This window comes from Radiobacillus sp. PE A8.2 (genome assembly GCF_045635475.1).
Lineage (GTDB): Bacteria > Bacillota > Bacilli > Bacillales > Amphibacillaceae > JBJGXI01.
Map to the genome: position 1 here is coordinate 13,093 of NZ_JBJGXI010000057.1, position 16,749 is coordinate 29,841.

Annotated in this window: 14 protein-coding genes; 5 read left to right on the forward strand and 9 right to left on the reverse strand. The window is 36.6% G+C overall.

The window, feature by feature from the left end:
• Positions 1-34 precede the first annotated feature (34 nt).
• The gene (gene ppc / locus ACI6MV_RS21700) at positions 35-2,773 is read left to right on the forward strand and encodes a phosphoenolpyruvate carboxylase (RefSeq protein ID WP_407272421.1); all 2,739 of its coding nucleotides are present in this window, start codon (positions 35-37) and stop codon (positions 2,771-2,773) included.
• A 702-nt stretch (positions 2,774-3,475) separates the two neighbouring features.
• Entirely contained in the window at positions 3,476-3,766 is a 291-nt protein-coding gene (locus tag ACI6MV_RS21705; RefSeq protein WP_407272422.1) for a hypothetical protein, read from the forward strand.
• 133 nt (positions 3,767-3,899) lie between these two features.
• Here ACI6MV_RS21705 and ACI6MV_RS21710 read toward each other — a convergent pair whose 3' ends face one another.
• On the reverse strand, positions 3,900-4,469 hold the full coding sequence (locus ACI6MV_RS21710) for a DUF1836 domain-containing protein (RefSeq protein ID WP_407272423.1): 570 nt from the start codon (positions 4,467-4,469) through the stop codon (positions 3,900-3,902).
• Between the two features lie 136 nt (positions 4,470-4,605).
• Here ACI6MV_RS21710 and trhA point away from each other — a divergent pair, with 136 nt between their 5' ends.
• Positions 4,606-5,253: a PAQR family membrane homeostasis protein TrhA gene (trhA, locus tag ACI6MV_RS21715; RefSeq protein WP_407272424.1), complete on the forward strand. Its 648-nt coding sequence runs from the start codon at positions 4,606-4,608 to the stop codon at positions 5,251-5,253.
• A gap of 244 nt (positions 5,254-5,497) precedes the next feature.
• On the opposite strand, the gene nagB is transcribed toward trhA, so the two are convergent.
• Complete coding sequence (gene nagB, locus ACI6MV_RS21720; protein WP_407272425.1) at positions 5,498-6,232, reverse strand: glucosamine-6-phosphate deaminase; 735 nt, start codon at positions 6,230-6,232, stop codon at positions 5,498-5,500.
• A gap of 263 nt (positions 6,233-6,495) precedes the next feature.
• Between nagB and ACI6MV_RS21725 the strand changes: the two genes are divergently transcribed.
• Together ACI6MV_RS21725 and ACI6MV_RS21730 are read left to right on the forward strand one after the other, a co-directional pair.
• Positions 6,496-7,215 (forward strand): GntR family transcriptional regulator, encoded by a 720-nt coding sequence (locus tag ACI6MV_RS21725; RefSeq protein WP_407272426.1) that lies wholly within the window; start codon positions 6,496-6,498, stop codon positions 7,213-7,215.
• A 379-nt stretch (positions 7,216-7,594) separates the two neighbouring features.
• On the forward strand, positions 7,595-8,167 hold the full coding sequence (locus ACI6MV_RS21730; protein WP_407272427.1) for a ribonuclease H-like YkuK family protein: 573 nt from the start codon (positions 7,595-7,597) through the stop codon (positions 8,165-8,167).
• A gap of 74 nt (positions 8,168-8,241) precedes the next feature.
• On the opposite strand, the gene ACI6MV_RS21735 is transcribed toward ACI6MV_RS21730, so the two are convergent.
• The 7 genes from ACI6MV_RS21735 to ACI6MV_RS21765 all read right to left on the reverse strand — a co-directional run bounded on the left by ACI6MV_RS21735 (position 8,242) and on the right by ACI6MV_RS21765 (position 16,500).
• The gene (locus ACI6MV_RS21735) at positions 8,242-8,850 is read right to left on the reverse strand and encodes a YesL family protein (RefSeq protein ID WP_407272428.1); all 609 of its coding nucleotides are present in this window, start codon (positions 8,848-8,850) and stop codon (positions 8,242-8,244) included.
• A gap of 4 nt (positions 8,851-8,854) precedes the next feature.
• Positions 8,855-9,895 (reverse strand): LacI family DNA-binding transcriptional regulator, encoded by a 1,041-nt coding sequence (locus ACI6MV_RS21740; protein ID WP_407272429.1) that lies wholly within the window; start codon positions 9,893-9,895, stop codon positions 8,855-8,857.
• Positions 9,896-9,929: 34 nt separating this feature from the next.
• Positions 9,930-10,778 (reverse strand): carbohydrate ABC transporter permease, encoded by an 849-nt coding sequence (locus ACI6MV_RS21745; RefSeq protein WP_407272430.1) that lies wholly within the window; start codon positions 10,776-10,778, stop codon positions 9,930-9,932.
• 14 nt (positions 10,779-10,792) lie between these two features.
• Positions 10,793-11,716, reverse strand: coding sequence for a carbohydrate ABC transporter permease (locus ACI6MV_RS21750; protein WP_407272431.1), 924 nt, complete (start codon positions 11,714-11,716; stop codon positions 10,793-10,795).
• Positions 11,717-11,785: 69 nt separating this feature from the next.
• Positions 11,786-13,105: an extracellular solute-binding protein gene (locus ACI6MV_RS21755; protein WP_407272432.1), complete on the reverse strand. Its 1,320-nt coding sequence runs from the start codon at positions 13,103-13,105 to the stop codon at positions 11,786-11,788.
• Positions 13,106-13,455: 350 nt separating this feature from the next.
• Positions 13,456-15,312 carry a glycoside hydrolase family 3 protein gene (locus tag ACI6MV_RS21760; protein WP_407272433.1) on the reverse strand — a complete coding sequence of 619 codons (1,857 nt, stop codon included), beginning with the start codon at positions 15,310-15,312 and terminating at the stop codon, positions 13,456-13,458.
• Between the two features lie 345 nt (positions 15,313-15,657).
• Complete coding sequence (locus ACI6MV_RS21765) at positions 15,658-16,500, reverse strand: SAM hydrolase/SAM-dependent halogenase family protein (protein WP_407272434.1); 843 nt, start codon at positions 16,498-16,500, stop codon at positions 15,658-15,660.
• Positions 16,501-16,749 lie beyond the last annotated feature (249 nt).

Below are 16,749 nucleotides of genomic sequence, written 5' to 3' on the forward strand. Positions count from 1 at the left end.
GGAAGTGGCTACCATAGTAAGCAAATCAAAAGAAATGAATGCAAATACAATTTATCAAGACGTTGATTATTTAGGATCACTTCTTGATAATGTCTTATTAAACGAAGGTGGAGAAAATTTACTCGAACGAGTAAAAAAGATTCGCTCCTTAGCCAAGGAGCTACGTGACACAAAAGACACTGCAGCGTATGCTCAAATAAAAGAGGAAATTACTGGTTTAGATCCTTCAATGAGAAAAGATGTTATTCGAGCTTTCTCTGTTTATTTACACATATTTAATATTGCCGAGCAAAATTACCGAAGCCGCCGTCGAAGAGAATACCAGGCACAGGATACAGATTTAATCCAACGGGGATCATTAGAAGATGGGGTAAATAAATTACAAGAAAATCAAGTATCTGAGGATATGCTTACCAAATTATTGGAAACGCTGTCGATGGAGTTAATCATTACAGCCCATCCAACAGAAGCAACCAGACGTTCTATACTACAGATACACCAACGAGTTGCTGGTTTGTTGAAAGCCTGGGATTATGCTTATACACGACACGAGAAGCGAGTGATCCAGGAAACAATTTCAAATGAAATAACAATACTTTGGCAAACAACCGAGATTCGTGGCAAAAAACCAACGGTAATGGATGAAGTATCGAATGGTCTCTACTATTTTGACAATGTGTTATTCGAGGTATTACCTCGCATTCACCAAGATTTAGAGGATTTGTTATCTGAAAAATATGAACAGCGCATTCATGTACCTTCTTTTTTACGCTTCGGTTCGTGGATTGGTGGGGATCGCGATGGTAATCCTAATGTAAAAGCAACAACTACACGCGAAACTCTTGAAGCTCATCGAGCACTAGTACTTAAGAAATATAAAGAGGCATTAACAAATTTACAAGAATTATTAAGCCATTCGACAAAAGAAGTTCAGGTTAGTGATGAACTGCTTGCTTCTATAGAGTCAGAGAAAGGGTTAGTAAAAGACGATCCATGGGAAAGCCAAGATGAGATTTACCGAATAAAGCTAAGCATTATGTTGAAAAAATTGGAACTTATTGAACAACCAAAAGGTTATCAATCAGCACAAGATTTATTGGATGATTTATACCAAATTCAAGCAAGCATCGCTAATCATCATCCTTCAAATAATCCAATAAAACTTCTTCGACGTGTGATTAGACAAGTCGAGCTGTTTGGTTTCCATCTAGCTTCATTAGATGTTCGGAATCATAGTGGGGAGCATGAATCTGCACTTAATGAAATTTTCTATTCGGTTAATATTGCTGAAAACTATTCACAATTATCCGAAAAAGAAAAAGTGGATCTTTTAACAACTATATTACAGGATCCACGACCTTTGATTTCTATTTATGATTCGTTCACTCCAGAAACACAGGAGATGATTAATACGTTTCGTATGATCCAAAATGCACACACCAGCTTTGGTGAAAGGTCTATAGAAGTTTACTTAATAAGTATGACACAATCTGTAAGTGATTTATTAGAAGTGCTTGTATTGGCTAAGGAAGCCGGATTGTTCCGTATTTATCCAGACGGTACAATTAAGAGCAAGCTTCATGTCGCTCCTCTACTAGAAACAATTGAAGATTTAAGAAATGGTCCAGCGATGATTGAGGAATTGTTTAATATTCCGTTATATCGTGATCATTTAAAAGCTAGAAATGATCTACAGGAAATTATGCTTGGTTATTCTGACAGTAGTAAAGATGGCGGAACGATGACTGCAAACTGGGAGCTATACAAAACCCAACAAAGCATACATGACATTGCTTCTCGCTATGGAATAAAGCTTAAGTATTTCCATGGACGTGGTGGTTCATTAGGCCGTGGTGGTGGACCGTTATATGCTAGTATTCTATCCCAACCAGCGGTAACACTTGGTGATGGGGTGAAGATTACGGAGCAAGGGGAAGTTCTGTCTTCTAGATACTTACTTACTGACATTGCTTATCGTAGTCTAGAACAAGCAACAACAACATTGATGACAGCAATTATGGGAATTACCGATACAGACAATTCTAATCAAAACAATAATTTACCTTCATCTGAAGCAGAACAAGCAATGAGTGATATCTCTGTCTATGCGTTAGAGAAATACCAATCACTGATTTTCCATGACAGTGGATTTCTTGATTACTTTAAACAAGCAACACCACTTAATGAACTAGGTGATTTAAACATTGGATCACGACCGATGAGTCGTAAAGGTAGCAGCAAATTTGAGGATCTACGCGCTATTCCATGGGTATTTGCTTGGACACAAAGCAGACAGCTCCTTCCAGCTTGGTATGCAGCAGGAACTGGGCTACAAAAATTTGTAGAGAAAACAGGAAATATTGGATTGCTTAAGGAAATGTACAAGTCTTGGACATTCTTCCAGTCGACCATTAACAACTTGCAAATGGCGCTAACAAAAGCTGACCTAGAAACTGCAAGAGAATATACCAAAATGGTAAAAGACGAAGATACAAAGCAGCGTATATTTGATCTAATTACTAAGGAATACGAATTAACAAGAGATATGATCTTACAAATTACTGATCAAAAGGAACTATTGGATCATACACCAAACATTAAAGAGTCGGTTCGACTTAGAAATCCATTTGTAGATCCGTTGAATTTATTCCAGGTTGAGCTTATATCAAAACTTCGTGAAGGTACTGCATCTGAAGAAGATGAAGCTGTGCTTTTAACAGAAGTATTGTTAACAATCAATGGAGTAGCTGCAGGATTAAGAAATACGGGTTGATCATTTTTATAAATACCTCTACGCAACTTGATGCGTAGAGGTATTTTTATATGCTGTTTTTTAGAGGGTTGTTGTTATTACGTAAAATAGCTAAACTCCGTCGTAGTGTAAAACAGGCGCTTTGGAAAAATACGCCCTTTCCGGCGGGGAACGCTCTACTCCTCCTCGATCGCAAAGTGCGCTCTCTGCGGGGTCTTCAGACTGTTCCGCTCCCGCTGGAGTGGCGTATTTTTCCAAAGCTTAGGGTAGTTTTCTGTTACACATCTTTTATGAAGCGTAGGCCCTACACTTTGACTCCTCGAAAACACAACCCAATTTTCTTCGTGCGATGCTTCGCTGTCGTAGCTTTCCTTGGGACTGCGATTACTCGTCCCACCGAAAACATTTGTCCTGCGGGACTAGTGGCCTAAGTGAGACCCCGAAGCGCGATAGCGCGAGGCGGCTCACTAGCCCCCCGCTGAAAGCAAAGTGTAGGGACGGAGCGGTGTACATCTAAGATCGTGAGCACCTAACTACTACGACGTATATTACTTCAAGTCCGAAATATGTAAAGCAACGAACTTTTCGAAAAGAGTCCCAGCTCGACCTAAGGTGTCAATAATATTTCGAATAAATATGTTACAAATTTGTGAACTTATATGTTACAATTGTTGTAAGCACTTTCAAATGATATTAGAGAAAGTAATAAAGGAGTTGATGAAGGTGGATTTATTGTTAATCTATCTGTTGTTCTTTAGTTTTATGCCGTTTATATTATGGACGGAGCATTTACGAAAAACTGCGATTGCGCTAACAATATTAGTAATTGGCGCCTGGGTATCATTCGCAAACTTTGCCTTTGCTGGTGGTGCAGCTGACTCTAACCTGATTTACCTTTTGATTTTATTTGCTACCTTTATTTATGGTCACATCTCTTTTGTACAGATGATTTTGCAAATTAAAAAATCACTGAGCACGAAGAGTATCTTTCCATTTATTCAATCTAACAATTAATTTTCAGTTTAACTTGCTAAGAATATCTGGGTGGTGCCTACAACCGCCCGAACCGACTGAATAGGGCCATGCACTTCACCTCACTAGTAAAGGGCTACGCCAGATTAACAGCCTATTCGGGCGGTTGCAGGCACTACTCCTCCTCCTCAAGTTCGTCCACTAATTTTTCAGCCAATCTACGATACAAATTACTTACATTAACTAGACTAGCAATTAATAATACTTGTTCAATGTAACTTGATTCCTCTGTTTCGATTTGTTCAGATTCTTTACTTACCTCTTTTGAGCGTTCAATTATATCGCTTCGAAATGCTTCCTTGTTTATCTCTGTTAATTTAAGATAAACATCATAAAATCCTTCTAATGGAAAATCTGTTTCCTCTATATTATTATTGATCCCATCTAACGTTGCTTTTATGTCATTCATTGATAAGGTACCTTTTAATTGATAAATGAGACTTATTAATATTAAATGTTGCTTAGAGTACTTTTTATTTTTTATTGGAAACAGTAGTTTTGCTTTAGAATAATTGTTAATCATGGTTTTTGTTAGTATTTTGTCTTGCTCGTTTCGTTTGGTTCCTTCCAATTTTTTTTCAAACAATTGGATGACTTGATCCATATACAAATCAATATTCGGTATGTCCTCCATTGATAAATTACTTATTTGAAGCTTCTCTGCTGACTGTTGTATATTACGCATATTAAACCACCTATCTGTTTTATTACATTCATTTTACCTTATCATTCATCAAAGGTAAATGTTGACTATGTGATGTAATGCGTATATTATTATATGTAGTATTAAAAACTACATATTGCACCGTGGAGGTATAATTATGAATCAGTACATTAGAGAACCAATTAATGGCTTCACACATTTAGCTGGAGCAATTCTATCTTTTATTGGATTATTAGCAATGACTATAAAAGCCACTGCAACTGCTGATAACGCGTTGGCGATAGCAGCTGTGATTATCTTCGGCATAAGTATGATCATGCTTTATAGTGCGTCTGCAACGTATCACATGGTTATAGCAAAGAACAACGTCATTAGCTTTTTACGCAAAATAGACCACTCGATGATATTCATTTTAATCGCAGGAACTTATGCTCCCTTCTGCTTAATAGGGCTAAATGGAATGATTGGATGGTTATTAATTAGTGTCATTTTCGTTTTTGCTGTAAGCGGGGTAGTCTTTAAAATGGTCTGGTTTAATTGTCCAAGATGGCTTTCTACTAGTTTATATATCATTATGGGATGGATCGCTATTTTTGCTTTTTCTCCACTGTCAAAATCGATCCCTACAATGGGACTAACTCTCCTCATTATAGGTGGGATAATCTATACAATTGGCGGTGTCATTTATGCTACAAAGCCAAAAATCTTAGAGACAAAGTACATGGGATTTCATGAGATCTTTCACATTTTTATTCTGCTAGGTAGCTTAGCCCATTTCCTTAGTGTATATATGTACATACTGTAAGTACTCGGTTTGCTACTTCTACCCATGGATAAAATTTGTTTGTTAGAAAAACTAACAAGAAGGCTGATTTGTCTGCACAATACTGATATGATTTCTTTAATGAATAGAGAATTTACTCATTGCTTCCGTTTATTAATTTAAGGTGTCTTATTTGTGTCTTTTAGGTTGTCTTTAGGAAAAGCCTAGAAAAGGTAACTCTTTTCTAGGCTTTTCCTATGATTTGATTCCTAATTATTGGAGCCAATTAGCTTCTTATTTTACTAGACAATGCTGCTTTGTCTGCAATCACCTTAACATTGCTATGCTGATGTAGTATTGATGCTGGAAACTGTTCTGATACCTGCTTATTTAGGAGTTCCTGTAGCGCAATTGCTTTGTTTTCCCCTGAAACCATTAATACAATTTCTTTGCTCTTCATAATCGTACTAATCCCCATTGTAATCGCTTTTGTCGGTACCTCATCAATCGTATTAAAAAAGCGTGCATTTGCTTTTCTTGTGGATGATTGCAATTCAACGATATGTGTAGACGAATTGAACGACGTTCCTGGCTCATTAAATCCGATATGCCCGTTCATTCCTAGACCTAATATTTGTAGGTCAATCCCATCATGAGCTTGAATCGACTCCTCATATCGCATACATTCATCTTCAAGGTTTTTCGCTTTTCCATTTGGTATGTTCACTTGGTGATTAGGAATATCAATATAGTTAAACAGATGTTTATCCATGAAATATCTATAACTGTTTGGATCATTAGCAAGTAATCCTATATACTCATCTAAATTAAACGTATGTGTGTTAGAAAAAGAGATAGCACCCGCCTTGTACTGCTCTACCAACATTTCATATAAGCGAACCGGTGTGGATCCCGTTGCAAGTCCGAGCACAGGTGAAGATAATGTACTCATCTTCTGACAGATAATTGCGCACACCTCACGACTCATTGTTTCATAATCCTCGACCGTATATAATTCCATTTATAAATCCTCCTCGTAAAAAGCATATTCCACGAATTAACACCATTATTTTCTTTATTGCATGCATGTAAACTGGTCCTTTGATTATATGCACTACTTCATCTGCAACAATCACATAGACTCAACCAGATGATTTCAAAGTCATCCTACACTTAACCTATCATATAGTTTTATAGTTGTCTATACATTTGTACTTCTATACTTGTTTAGTGGTTTTTGGTAAAATCTAATCATCAGGTTAAACAAATGGAAAGAGGGATACTTTGTTAGATAAAAATTCACCACTTCCTATTTATTATCAGTTAGAAGAAGAAATTCGTAGCCTTATCGAAACAGGTAAATTAAAAACAGGAGATCTTTTACCTTCAGAAAGAGAATACTCTGAACAATATGGCATCAGTCGCATGACTGCAAGACAAGCAATAAACAACTTAGCAAACGAAGGATTATTAATTAGAGAGAAAGGAAAGGGTACTTTTGTTGCGGAAAAAAAGTTTGCTCAATCACTTAAAGGAATTACAAGCTTTAGTGAAGACGTAAAAGCACGTGGTTTAGTACCATCTTCCAAGATTATAAGTTTTGAAGAGGAACCAGCCGATCCCCTTGTTGCAGAAAAACTTTCTATTCAAACGAATGATCCAATATACAAAATATACCGGATACGATTGGCAAACAAAGAGCCATTAGCTTTAGAAACAACTTACACGCCTAAATCAATAGTTGGAAAACTAACAGAGCTAAATTTTATTGATTCATTTTATTCCTATATCGAGCAAACCTTAAATTTAAAAATAACTCATGGGGATCAGGAAATTGAGTCAGCCTTGGCTAATGAATCCGAAATAGATCTTTTAAAATTACAAGAAGGTGATCCAATCCTTTTAATACGACGTACGACGTTCTCGATGGAAACGCCATTTGAATATGTACGTACTGTCTATCGTGCAGATAAATACAAATATAAAATTCAAATGCCAAGGTAAAGTAATAATTATTGATGAGATAATATCGCGTTAGATTATCTAACACAATTAATGACATAAGGTTAGAAAGTTGATAATCTATGTATAGTACATCATCATTTTTCTCCGCTACTCCTTTCTAAGTGTAAAGTTGAAGAAGAATGCTTACCTTCTGTTAACAGGAAAACCCAAGAATCTTATTAGATTTCTTGGGTTTTTTCTTTGTTTATTGATTTTCTATTTCAATAGCCCACCCTTCCCCAATGAATTGTAAATATACTATATTAAGCGAACTTGAATTTTTTCTCTTATAATTGAATATAACTATCTTAAGAATTCTCATAAAACATTCCTTATCAACAGTTCAAACTGTCGATGAACTGGAAAGGAGATCGAGATGATGGAGGGAGATCAGCTTCCTTTTATATATGATGGTAAATTTAAGAACCTTTCAGAGAATCATATGTATTTTGAGGATGTATTCGCACATATTGTCCAATTTATGAAACAAGTACCAAATGCGAATTATCGTCTTATGGTTGGTACTGATTCACAAGTACACAAGTCAAGTACGACATTTGTTACAGGCGTGGTAATTCAACGGCGTGGAAAAGGTGCTTGGGCTTGTATCTTACCTGTAAGATTCAATAGAAAATTTCTAAATTTACATGAGAAAATTTCGATGGAGACAACGTTAACAGAACAAGTAGCGTTTTTATTCAACGATGATCGAAAAAACCAACTAATAGACATTGTGCTGCCTTATTTATATAGAGGAAGCTCCTTCAGTATGGAAGGTCATATAGATGTTGGTGTTGAAACACGATCGTTAACTCGTTTTCTCGCTAGTGAAATGATGGCAAGAATCGAATCAGTTGGTTTGGAGCCTGTGGTAAAACCTGAATCATTCGTTGCCTCTGCCTATGCAAATAAATACACCAAGAAGGGTCATCTGAAAATTGCTACATCTTAACTTTTTGGACATAAAGAAAACTGTAATACTTATGTGCAAGCATTACAGATTGTCAATTTTGCTATATTAAAATTCTATGTTGCTGTCTTTACTTGTTGTATTTTTTGCGACAATCTTATTAAAATATGCGACAGAGTAAAAGCTAAAATACTGCCTGCAACTAGCAAAAATACAGGTACGAAAAAGCAAAGCGCTATTACTAATCCAATAATAATAAAGCAGAGTATCGTATGAAAGATATAGCTAATCGATACAAATATTGAATTTTTAAGTATTTGTAAAATAGTTAGCTCGTAATGTACCATGATAAAAAAAAGATGAATCGATGTGAACAAATACAGCACAGTCATCAGGCTTAACAGATTAAATACAATTGCTTTTCCAGTAAATTCAACATAATGTAAAATATAAAAATCATATGCAATAATTAACGAAGCAATCGTCCACATAACACCAAGGATAAAACTTTTCTTGAAATTTGCTTTAAATTGTTGTACAAATAAAGAGAATAATCCAGCGTCAATTCCTTCAAATGCCCATTTTCTAGCAACACCAAATAAAGCAGCAGTGGCTGGGAAAATAGTAACAATTGGAATACAACAAATGAACCACATCACATTTAATAATAGAAAATGTGTGAATATATCTAATATACGAAAAAACATATTTCCTGATTTATTCATAAGATTACCCTCTTGTATTTGACATATAATTATTATCTATCCTGCATGATTCTCTTAAAACTAATTCAGGATCCACCATAACTGCGTTTGGTTCCGTATTTTTGCTAATTAAATCATGCAACATATGTGCCGCTAGTTTCCCCATTTTATCCTTATCTTGCTTAATTGTAGCAAGTGGGGGATCGCTGTATCTGCATGCTTCAATGTCATCACAGCCTATTAGCTTTATATCCTGCGGAACTCGTAAACCAACCTCTTTTATAGCCTTTAGAGCACCTAGAGCCATCATATCTGAGGCAGCATACACAGCTTGTGGATAAGGACGATGTGCAAGAATTTGTTTCATCGCGTAATAACCTGAATCTTCAAAGTAATCCCCATGTTTGATCCATTCACCACGAGTAGACATACCGAAATTATTCATATAGTCAACGAAACTTTCTTTACGAATATTAGATATCACAGAATCGGATGGACCACCGATAAAGGCAACATCTTTGATGGAATGTAAGTATAGATGTTCCACAACTTTAGCAGAACTCTTACGATTATCCGTAGTCACATAAGTAGACTTGGGTCCCTTTAGTTCAATGTCTACACCGACACAAGGAACTGTACTTTGATCCAATTCGTAAATTGCCTCTTCAATGTTTTCACCAGCAATAATTAAGCAACCATCTAATTGAAAATGTTTGCATCGCTTTAGATAGTCTTCTTTATCATTACTAAATTGATTATTAGAGAACACTAAAATATCATAACCTAACCTTCCAACCGAAATCTTAAAAGTATTAATAACTTGGTTAAAAAAAGGGTGATTGAATTCTGCATTTACTTTCCCGGCATAAATTAACCCAATAAGATGTGATCTTTTTGTAGCCAACGATTTTGCAGAGAAACTAGGCTGATATCCTGTTTCTTCTATTATTTTCAATACTTTCTTGACTGTTTTGGGGCTGATATTACCAGTATTATTAATTACTTTCGATACGGTACCTGGTGAAACACCTGCCATCCTTGCAATGTCCTTTATCGTAAGCCTCATTTAAATCCCTCTGTTTTTTTAGTATACAAATACTCTAACTTTTTACCGCACCCTCTGTTAAGCTTGAAATAAACAATCTATTTAATAATAGGAATATAATGATTAACGGGACAGTTGCCCAGAAAGTTCCAGACAGTATCATACCGTTATCACGAACATAGTTATCAATTAGTCCACGTAAAGCAACCTGAATGGTGTATGAAGACTCGTCTCTTAAAACTACTAACGGCCATAGGAAATCATTCCAAATGTACATGAACTTAATTATCGCAAGCGTAGCGAAAGCTGGAATAATAACTGGCACTGCTATATTCCAGTATACTCTAAAGTTAGAGCAACCATCAATTTTAGCAGCTTCTACAAGTTCTTTCGGTACGTTACTACTAATATACTGTCTCATCCAGAAGATACCGAAAGCGTCGATCAATCCAGGAACAATAATTGCTTTTAAATCACTTAACCAATCCAATTTTGTGATAATAATATATTGTGGGATTAGCCCAAGTTGTGGTGGAATCATCATTGTAACTAAGATAAATACAAACAAGAAGTTTTTACCTTTAAATTCAAATTTAGCAAATGCAAATCCTGCTAATGAACAAAGGAATAATACTCCAAGAGTTGCAACAGTTGATACAATTACCGAATTCCATATAGCTCCAAAGAAATCTATTGCATTTAATACGTTTTGAAAGTTTGTTACTAGTTCACCACCTGGTATCATTGCAGGCGGCACTTTGTTAATGGCACTGTTATGGTTGGTTGCCATAACAAACATCCAATAAAGCGGAAAAATGGATAAGAAGGAGCCAACGGTAAGTAATAGGTAAACAAACGCTTTTGATAAAGAAAATTTATTTTTAGTTACAGTTTTTTCACTCATTTGCTTTCTCCTCCTTATCTTCCAAGCCTATTTGCAAGTAAAACGTTAAATCCAGATATGATTATGATGATGATAAATAAAATTATCGCAGCTGCGGACGCTGGACCAAATGCAAGGTTTGAAAATGCTTCACGATATAGATAAAGCACAACCGTAATACCTTCTTCTCTGTACGTACGACCAAGGAAAATTAACGGTTCAGTAAACAGTTGGAGTGCTCCAATTGTAGAAGTGAACACGGTTAAAATAATGATTGGACGCAACATTGGAATCGTGATGTACTGTATTTTTTGTCTAACGGTTGCACCATCGATTACTGCTGCTTCATACAATTCATTTGGAATAGCTTGCAAACCTGCCAAATAAATTATTGTGTTATAACCAACCCAACGCCAGAATACCATGGTTGAGATAGCAATTTTTACGCCCCACCAGTTCGTACTCCACGCAACAGGATCTACACCAAACAAACCAACGATCACGTTAATTAATCCAAAATCCTGGCTATTAAACATAACTCCAAATACGATTGCAACCGCAACAGTAGAAGTTACGTAAGGCATGAATATAGAAACACGAAATATTGTTTTAAATTTAATCAATGCTGAGTTTAATGCATAAGCTAATATAATACCTACTATTAACTGTGGAATTGTACCTAACACCCACATGATTAAAGTATTAGTCAATGAGGTCCAAAACATAGGATCTGTTAGTATCCACTCAAAGTTTTGTAATCCAACATACTCCATTTCACCGAGTCCATTCCATTTTTGAAAGCCTAAATAAAAGCTAAAAAGAATTGGGAAAAGGCCGAAGATACCAAACAAAATAAAAAATGGAGCGATATAGATATAACCGGAGATAGCTTCTTTTGTTTTCTCACTTAAGGATGACTTTTTTGGAGCTTGCTGGACTTCAAGGTTTGTTTGTACCATTTTTTTCTCTCCTTCCAATTGATTTCAAACGGTCTATGGATCTCTCCATAGACCGTTTGAACATCATCCTTACTGTCTTTCTAATTGAGATTCAATACGTTCAATTGCTGCATCCCATTCTTCTTGTGGGTCTGCACCTTCAACAGCAACGTTCGTAAGCGCTGTATTTATTTCAGTATCTACGATTGAGTAGTTAATTCCCAAGTATACAGGTACAACACTTTTTGCTGCTTCAGCAAAGATTTTTGCAGTTGGCGCACCATTGAAATATTCATCAGTAGCTGCCAAGAACTCTTCATTTTCATACACATCTGGTGTAGAAGGGAACAATCCTGCAATCGTAAATGATCTCAATTGTTGTTCTGGAGCTGTTAACCAAGAAATGAAATCATATGCTTCTTGTGGATGCTCAGACTCAGCAGGAATCGTTAAGAATGATCCACCCCAGTTACCAGCACCTTCAGGAATTTGAGTTACATCCCATAAACCGCTAGCATCTGGTGCATTACTTCTAACGTTATTTACCATCCAACCCGGTGCTCCTGGCATTGCCGCATAGCTACCTTCAGCCATTGCAGTACCCCATTCAGGAGTCCAAAGTGCATTTTGTCCGATTAAACCTTCTTGAATCATTTTAGTAGTATAATCATATGCTTCTTTTACATTTTCTTCTGCAACAAGTTCATCATCTTCATTGAAATATTGAACTGGCTGTTGGTCACGAAGTGCATTGAATACCATTTGTGGAGCATCTGTAATTGGTTTGTCAGTTTCTGCTTTTATCGTTTTAGCTGCTTCATAGAAATCATCCCAAGTGCTAATTTCTTCTGCAAGTGCAGCGCGGTCCGTTGGTAAACCAGCCGCTTCCATTACATCTGTACGATAGAACATTGTAGTTGGCCCGATATCAGTAGGGAAACCTAATTGGAATGAACCATCTACGCTTTGTGCTTGTTGCCATTTCCAGTCAAGGTAGTTACCAGATAAATCGCCAGCACCATAATCATTTAAGTTATAGAACTGATCTTGTGCTTGTTTAAATTTCTCAATTTGACTAACTTCAATCAGTGCAATATCTGGAGCACCGCTACCTGCTGAGATAGAAGTGAACAAGTTACTAAGAACGTCGTTCATTTCACCTTCACTTAATGTTATCTTCACATTTGGATGCGCATCTTGGTATTCATCAATCAATTCTTGATATCCAGTACTACCATATGCTTGGAAGCTTAATTCTACTGTTTCACCACTGTCACTAGCACCATTGTTATCGTTTGCATTTGAATTAGAGTTTGTGTTTCCCTCTGATTCCTCGCCATCGCCACCACTACAAGCTGCAACCGTTAACATTACTAATGAAAGAACTACTAATAATAACCACTTCTTCATCTTTACTTACCCCCATTTTGAGTATTATAAAATTTTTACTACTAAACTAGTAACCTATTTCATTTCCCTACACTTTTCCCTGCTCTGGGAAAGTGTTGAAAAAGTATTTGCCTAGGTTACCTTAGGAATCCAGCCTCGCACGGAAAGCGGTTTCCTAATTGATTAAAAAAAGATAGCGAAAACTTCCATGCCACGCGCTGTAATCGCTTTCTTATTAGAGTATATTACATAGTTATTACAATATCAACTCTTTTTTTATCAAAACACTAAATAAATTATCTTTACTAAGAAATCGGTTTCCCGATGTTTTTTGACCTTATAAGACTGTCTGTTTCTCTCTACTGGCCTCTCTATAACCCGTATCCAAATGGATATAATGGGGTAGATTGGTCCTCATCATTTACTTGCTTCATATTTTTCGGCCACGAATACGATAGTTTCCCTGAAAACTGATAATCTCCAAATAATACATCAGCAATTCCAGCGCCCTCAGTCCCTGGTAACCATGAAGCAACAAATGCATCCCAATCTTTCACTAAATCTGTGACAATCATCGGCCTACCGGATAGTAAAATGACAACCATTGGGATACCGGTTTCTTTCACCTCATTGAGTAAGGTAATATCTTCTTGGCTTAATTGTAGATGATCTACATCTCCTTCGTATTCTGCATATGGCTCTTCCCCAACAACGACAATTGCTGCGTCATTATTTTGTAAATCTGTACCTTCTTCACTAAAACTGATCGTTGCTTCATTACCCGCAACTTCTCTTATTCCTTCAATAATCGTAGTTCCTTGTGTCAAATCCGGATCTGGTTTCCCTTGCCATTCAAGCGTCCAGCCACCAGATTGAATCCCGATATTATCTGCTTTTCTACCAACAACTATGATGTTTCCTTGCTTTGATAAAGGAAGTATATTATTTTCATTTTTAAGCAGTACTTGTGATTTTCTAACAGCTTCACGAGCAAGTTTCCGGTGCTCAACCGTACCTACTCCTTTTTCCACTAAAGTTCTATCTGCCAAAGGTTGTTCAAACAGTCCGTTTTCCATCTTTAATCGTAAAATTCTTGTAACTGCATCATCAATTCTTGCTAATGATACCTCATCATTTTCTACTAGCTTCTTCGTTGTATCTAAAAACTTTTTCCAATCGTTCGGAATCATAAATAAATCGATACCTGCATGAATGCTCTGTTTAATTGATGCTTCAAAATCATCAGGTACCACTTGTTGTGGACCATTATAGTCTGAAATTACGACACCTTGAAAACCGATTTCCTGCTTTAATACTTCTGTAATCAGATGGTAATCACCATGTGTCTTACGTCCATTAATACTGCTATATGTAACCATAACAGTTCGTGCGCCTGCTTCAATCGCCTGTTCAAATGGAGCAATATATTGCTGTAATTGTTGCTCACTAAATTCAGACACATCCCCCTGGTCAATACCGTCTTTTGTTAATCCATCACCAACAAAATGTTTAATAGATGCGGCCACCTTTGTTCCTTTTAGAAAAGTGTCAGCTTCTGGTGATCCTTGCAAACCTTCTACGAGAGCGGTACCTAGTTTGCCTACCATTTCTGGATTTTCACTATATCCTTCATAAGTTCTACCCCATCTGACGTTTTGTGGTACACATAAACAAGGAGCAAACGTATAGCTTATTCCAGTTGCTCGTACTTCCTCAGCTGTCGCACTGCCAATTTGTTTCATAAGATCTACATCGTTGGCAGCGCCAAGACCAATATTATGTGGGAAAATTGTAGCATCTTTAACGTTATTATGGCCATGGACTGCATCAACTCCATATATAATCGGAATTCCTAGTCGTGTAGCTAGTGCCCCTTGTTGGAATTCATCCACCATATCAGCCCATCCTTCAGGCGTGTTGTTACTTGGAACAGAACCACCCCCACTCAATATCGAACCTATGCCATACCGCTTTACATCCTTAGGAGTAACAGCCGTACGCTCCGGTTGGATCATCTGCCCAATCTTCTCTTCTAATGTCATTCTCGATATTAAATCTGACACCCTTTCTTCAATCGATAAAGCGTTGTCTTTGTATGAGAGTTTATCTGATGTATTAATATTACTTTCAACTTTTTCTTTTTTGATAGGATTGTCCCAAAAAATAAAGACAGTCACCAATGTTGTGATAACAATTACACTTGCTAAAAATATCATTCTACTTTTCATGCACATCCTCCATCAAATGTAATCACGTATTTTTAAATACTTATCATGTAACTTACGAACAGACTTTACAAGGTGCTAAGAAAATTAAGCCTAGCTTAGTCAACTTCATACTACTGATTTGTAGCTAGCTGAATAAGGCAATTATGAAATTGACTCAGCTAATAAAATTATTCATTTTTACATTAACACACATGTCAATCAATCTCACTTCCATTCGTGTTTCTGAAGTCATATAAACGTCTTGACAGTAAGAAACTCCCCCCTAAAATAACAGACTATCCTTAATCTGTCACAAACATAGGAGGAGCATATTGATTGGTTAACTGCTTATTGTTTGTATTACTGCTAGTAAATTTTACGTATCATGATTTTCCAATTATACCCTGTTCCAATCTTGTTTATATTGGCAAACGACCCTTGGTTTATAGCTACTGCAATGTTGTCTAGGGAATTGATGTACAAAAGGGGTTCACCTATAGATATCGCAGCAAATGATTTTCCAAATATTATCGTGTTTTCATACACTGGTTTCGTTTCGTGTTGAATGATGATTTCACATGTATCCCCATATTCTACATCTAATTTATTAAACAACTCACGACTAACATTCGTCCACAGATTACCGAAACGAACGTCTAAAATGTCAATGATTCCTGCAATTTGATTAGCGTCTAAGTATGCTTCATAAAATGGTAAATCCACAATCGTATCAAGAGAAAGTTCATCACCAACTTGTTCATAGTTAATAATTCCTGCTGCCAGTCTCGCCCCTGTATAAGCATATACATCACGACCATGAAATGTATGAGACGCACCAGATTTTGGGAGGCGATTCACATTTTCATCAATTGTACGTACTTTTTTAATCCCAATTTTTTTATTTATATGTGTGAGCGTACCATTATCTGGGGTTACGATGAACTGATTCGTTTCCGTTTGAACTACTACACTATTACGATTCGTACCCACACCAGGATCAACAACGGAGACAAAAACCGTTCCCTCCGGCCAATACATCATCGTTTGTAATAAACGATAAGATGCTTCCCAAATATTGTATGGGGGAATATCGTGCGTTATATCAAATATCGGTATAGTCCCATCAACAGAATTGGCTACACCATACATTGCACTAACTGCTCCATCGCTTAATCCAAAATCTGATTGCAATACTAATGCATGCTTCATTAAGCGTACTCCCCTTTACATCTAGTTATTGTATAATATGTCACTACATCTAGTAGTCATTCGGTTTGACACTCCCATAGCTAAAGCAATGGGATTCTAAAGTGCTATCGCGTTCGCAGTCCGTTTCTGGTTTGAACTAGCCTTTGGTTAAGAGGTGTGTCATCACCTCGTCCTGTTTCGTTCTATACACTTTTGGTGTATATGTACCTAACAGGCGGTGTTGCTATTACCACAACACTAGGTCTTAGG

Excerpts from the sequence above, each read along its gene's own strand:
- ACI6MV_RS21730 (WP_407272427.1), top strand. The coding sequence starts at position 7,595 with ATGGAGGGAGATCAGCTTCCTTTTATATATGATGGTAAATTTAAGAAC.
- ACI6MV_RS21765 (WP_407272434.1), bottom strand. The coding sequence starts at position 16,500 with ATGAAGCATGCATTAGTATTGCAATCAGATTTTGGATTAAGCGATGGA.
- trhA (WP_407272424.1), top strand. The coding sequence starts at position 4,606 with ATGAATCAGTACATTAGAGAACCAATTAATGGCTTCACACATTTAGCT.
- ACI6MV_RS21760 (WP_407272433.1), bottom strand. The coding sequence starts at position 15,312 with ATGAAAAGTAGAATGATATTTTTAGCAAGTGTAATTGTTATCACAACA.
- ACI6MV_RS21740 (WP_407272429.1), bottom strand. The coding sequence starts at position 9,895 with ATGAGGCTTACGATAAAGGACATTGCAAGGATGGCAGGTGTTTCACCA.
- ACI6MV_RS21710 (WP_407272423.1), bottom strand. The coding sequence starts at position 4,469 with ATGCGTAATATACAACAGTCAGCAGAGAAGCTTCAAATAAGTAATTTA.
- ppc (WP_407272421.1), top strand. The coding sequence starts at position 35 with ATGAATGCAAATACAATTTATCAAGACGTTGATTATTTAGGATCACTT.
- ACI6MV_RS21750 (WP_407272431.1), bottom strand. The coding sequence starts at position 11,716 with ATGGTACAAACAAACCTTGAAGTCCAGCAAGCTCCAAAAAAGTCATCC.
- ACI6MV_RS21735 (WP_407272428.1), bottom strand. The coding sequence starts at position 8,850 with ATGAATAAATCAGGAAATATGTTTTTTCGTATATTAGATATATTCACA.
- ACI6MV_RS21755 (WP_407272432.1), bottom strand. The coding sequence starts at position 13,105 with ATGAAGAAGTGGTTATTATTAGTAGTTCTTTCATTAGTAATGTTAACG.
- ACI6MV_RS21745 (WP_407272430.1), bottom strand. The coding sequence starts at position 10,778 with ATGAGTGAAAAAACTGTAACTAAAAATAAATTTTCTTTATCAAAAGCG.
- nagB (WP_407272425.1), bottom strand. The coding sequence starts at position 6,232 with ATGGAATTATATACGGTCGAGGATTATGAAACAATGAGTCGTGAGGTG.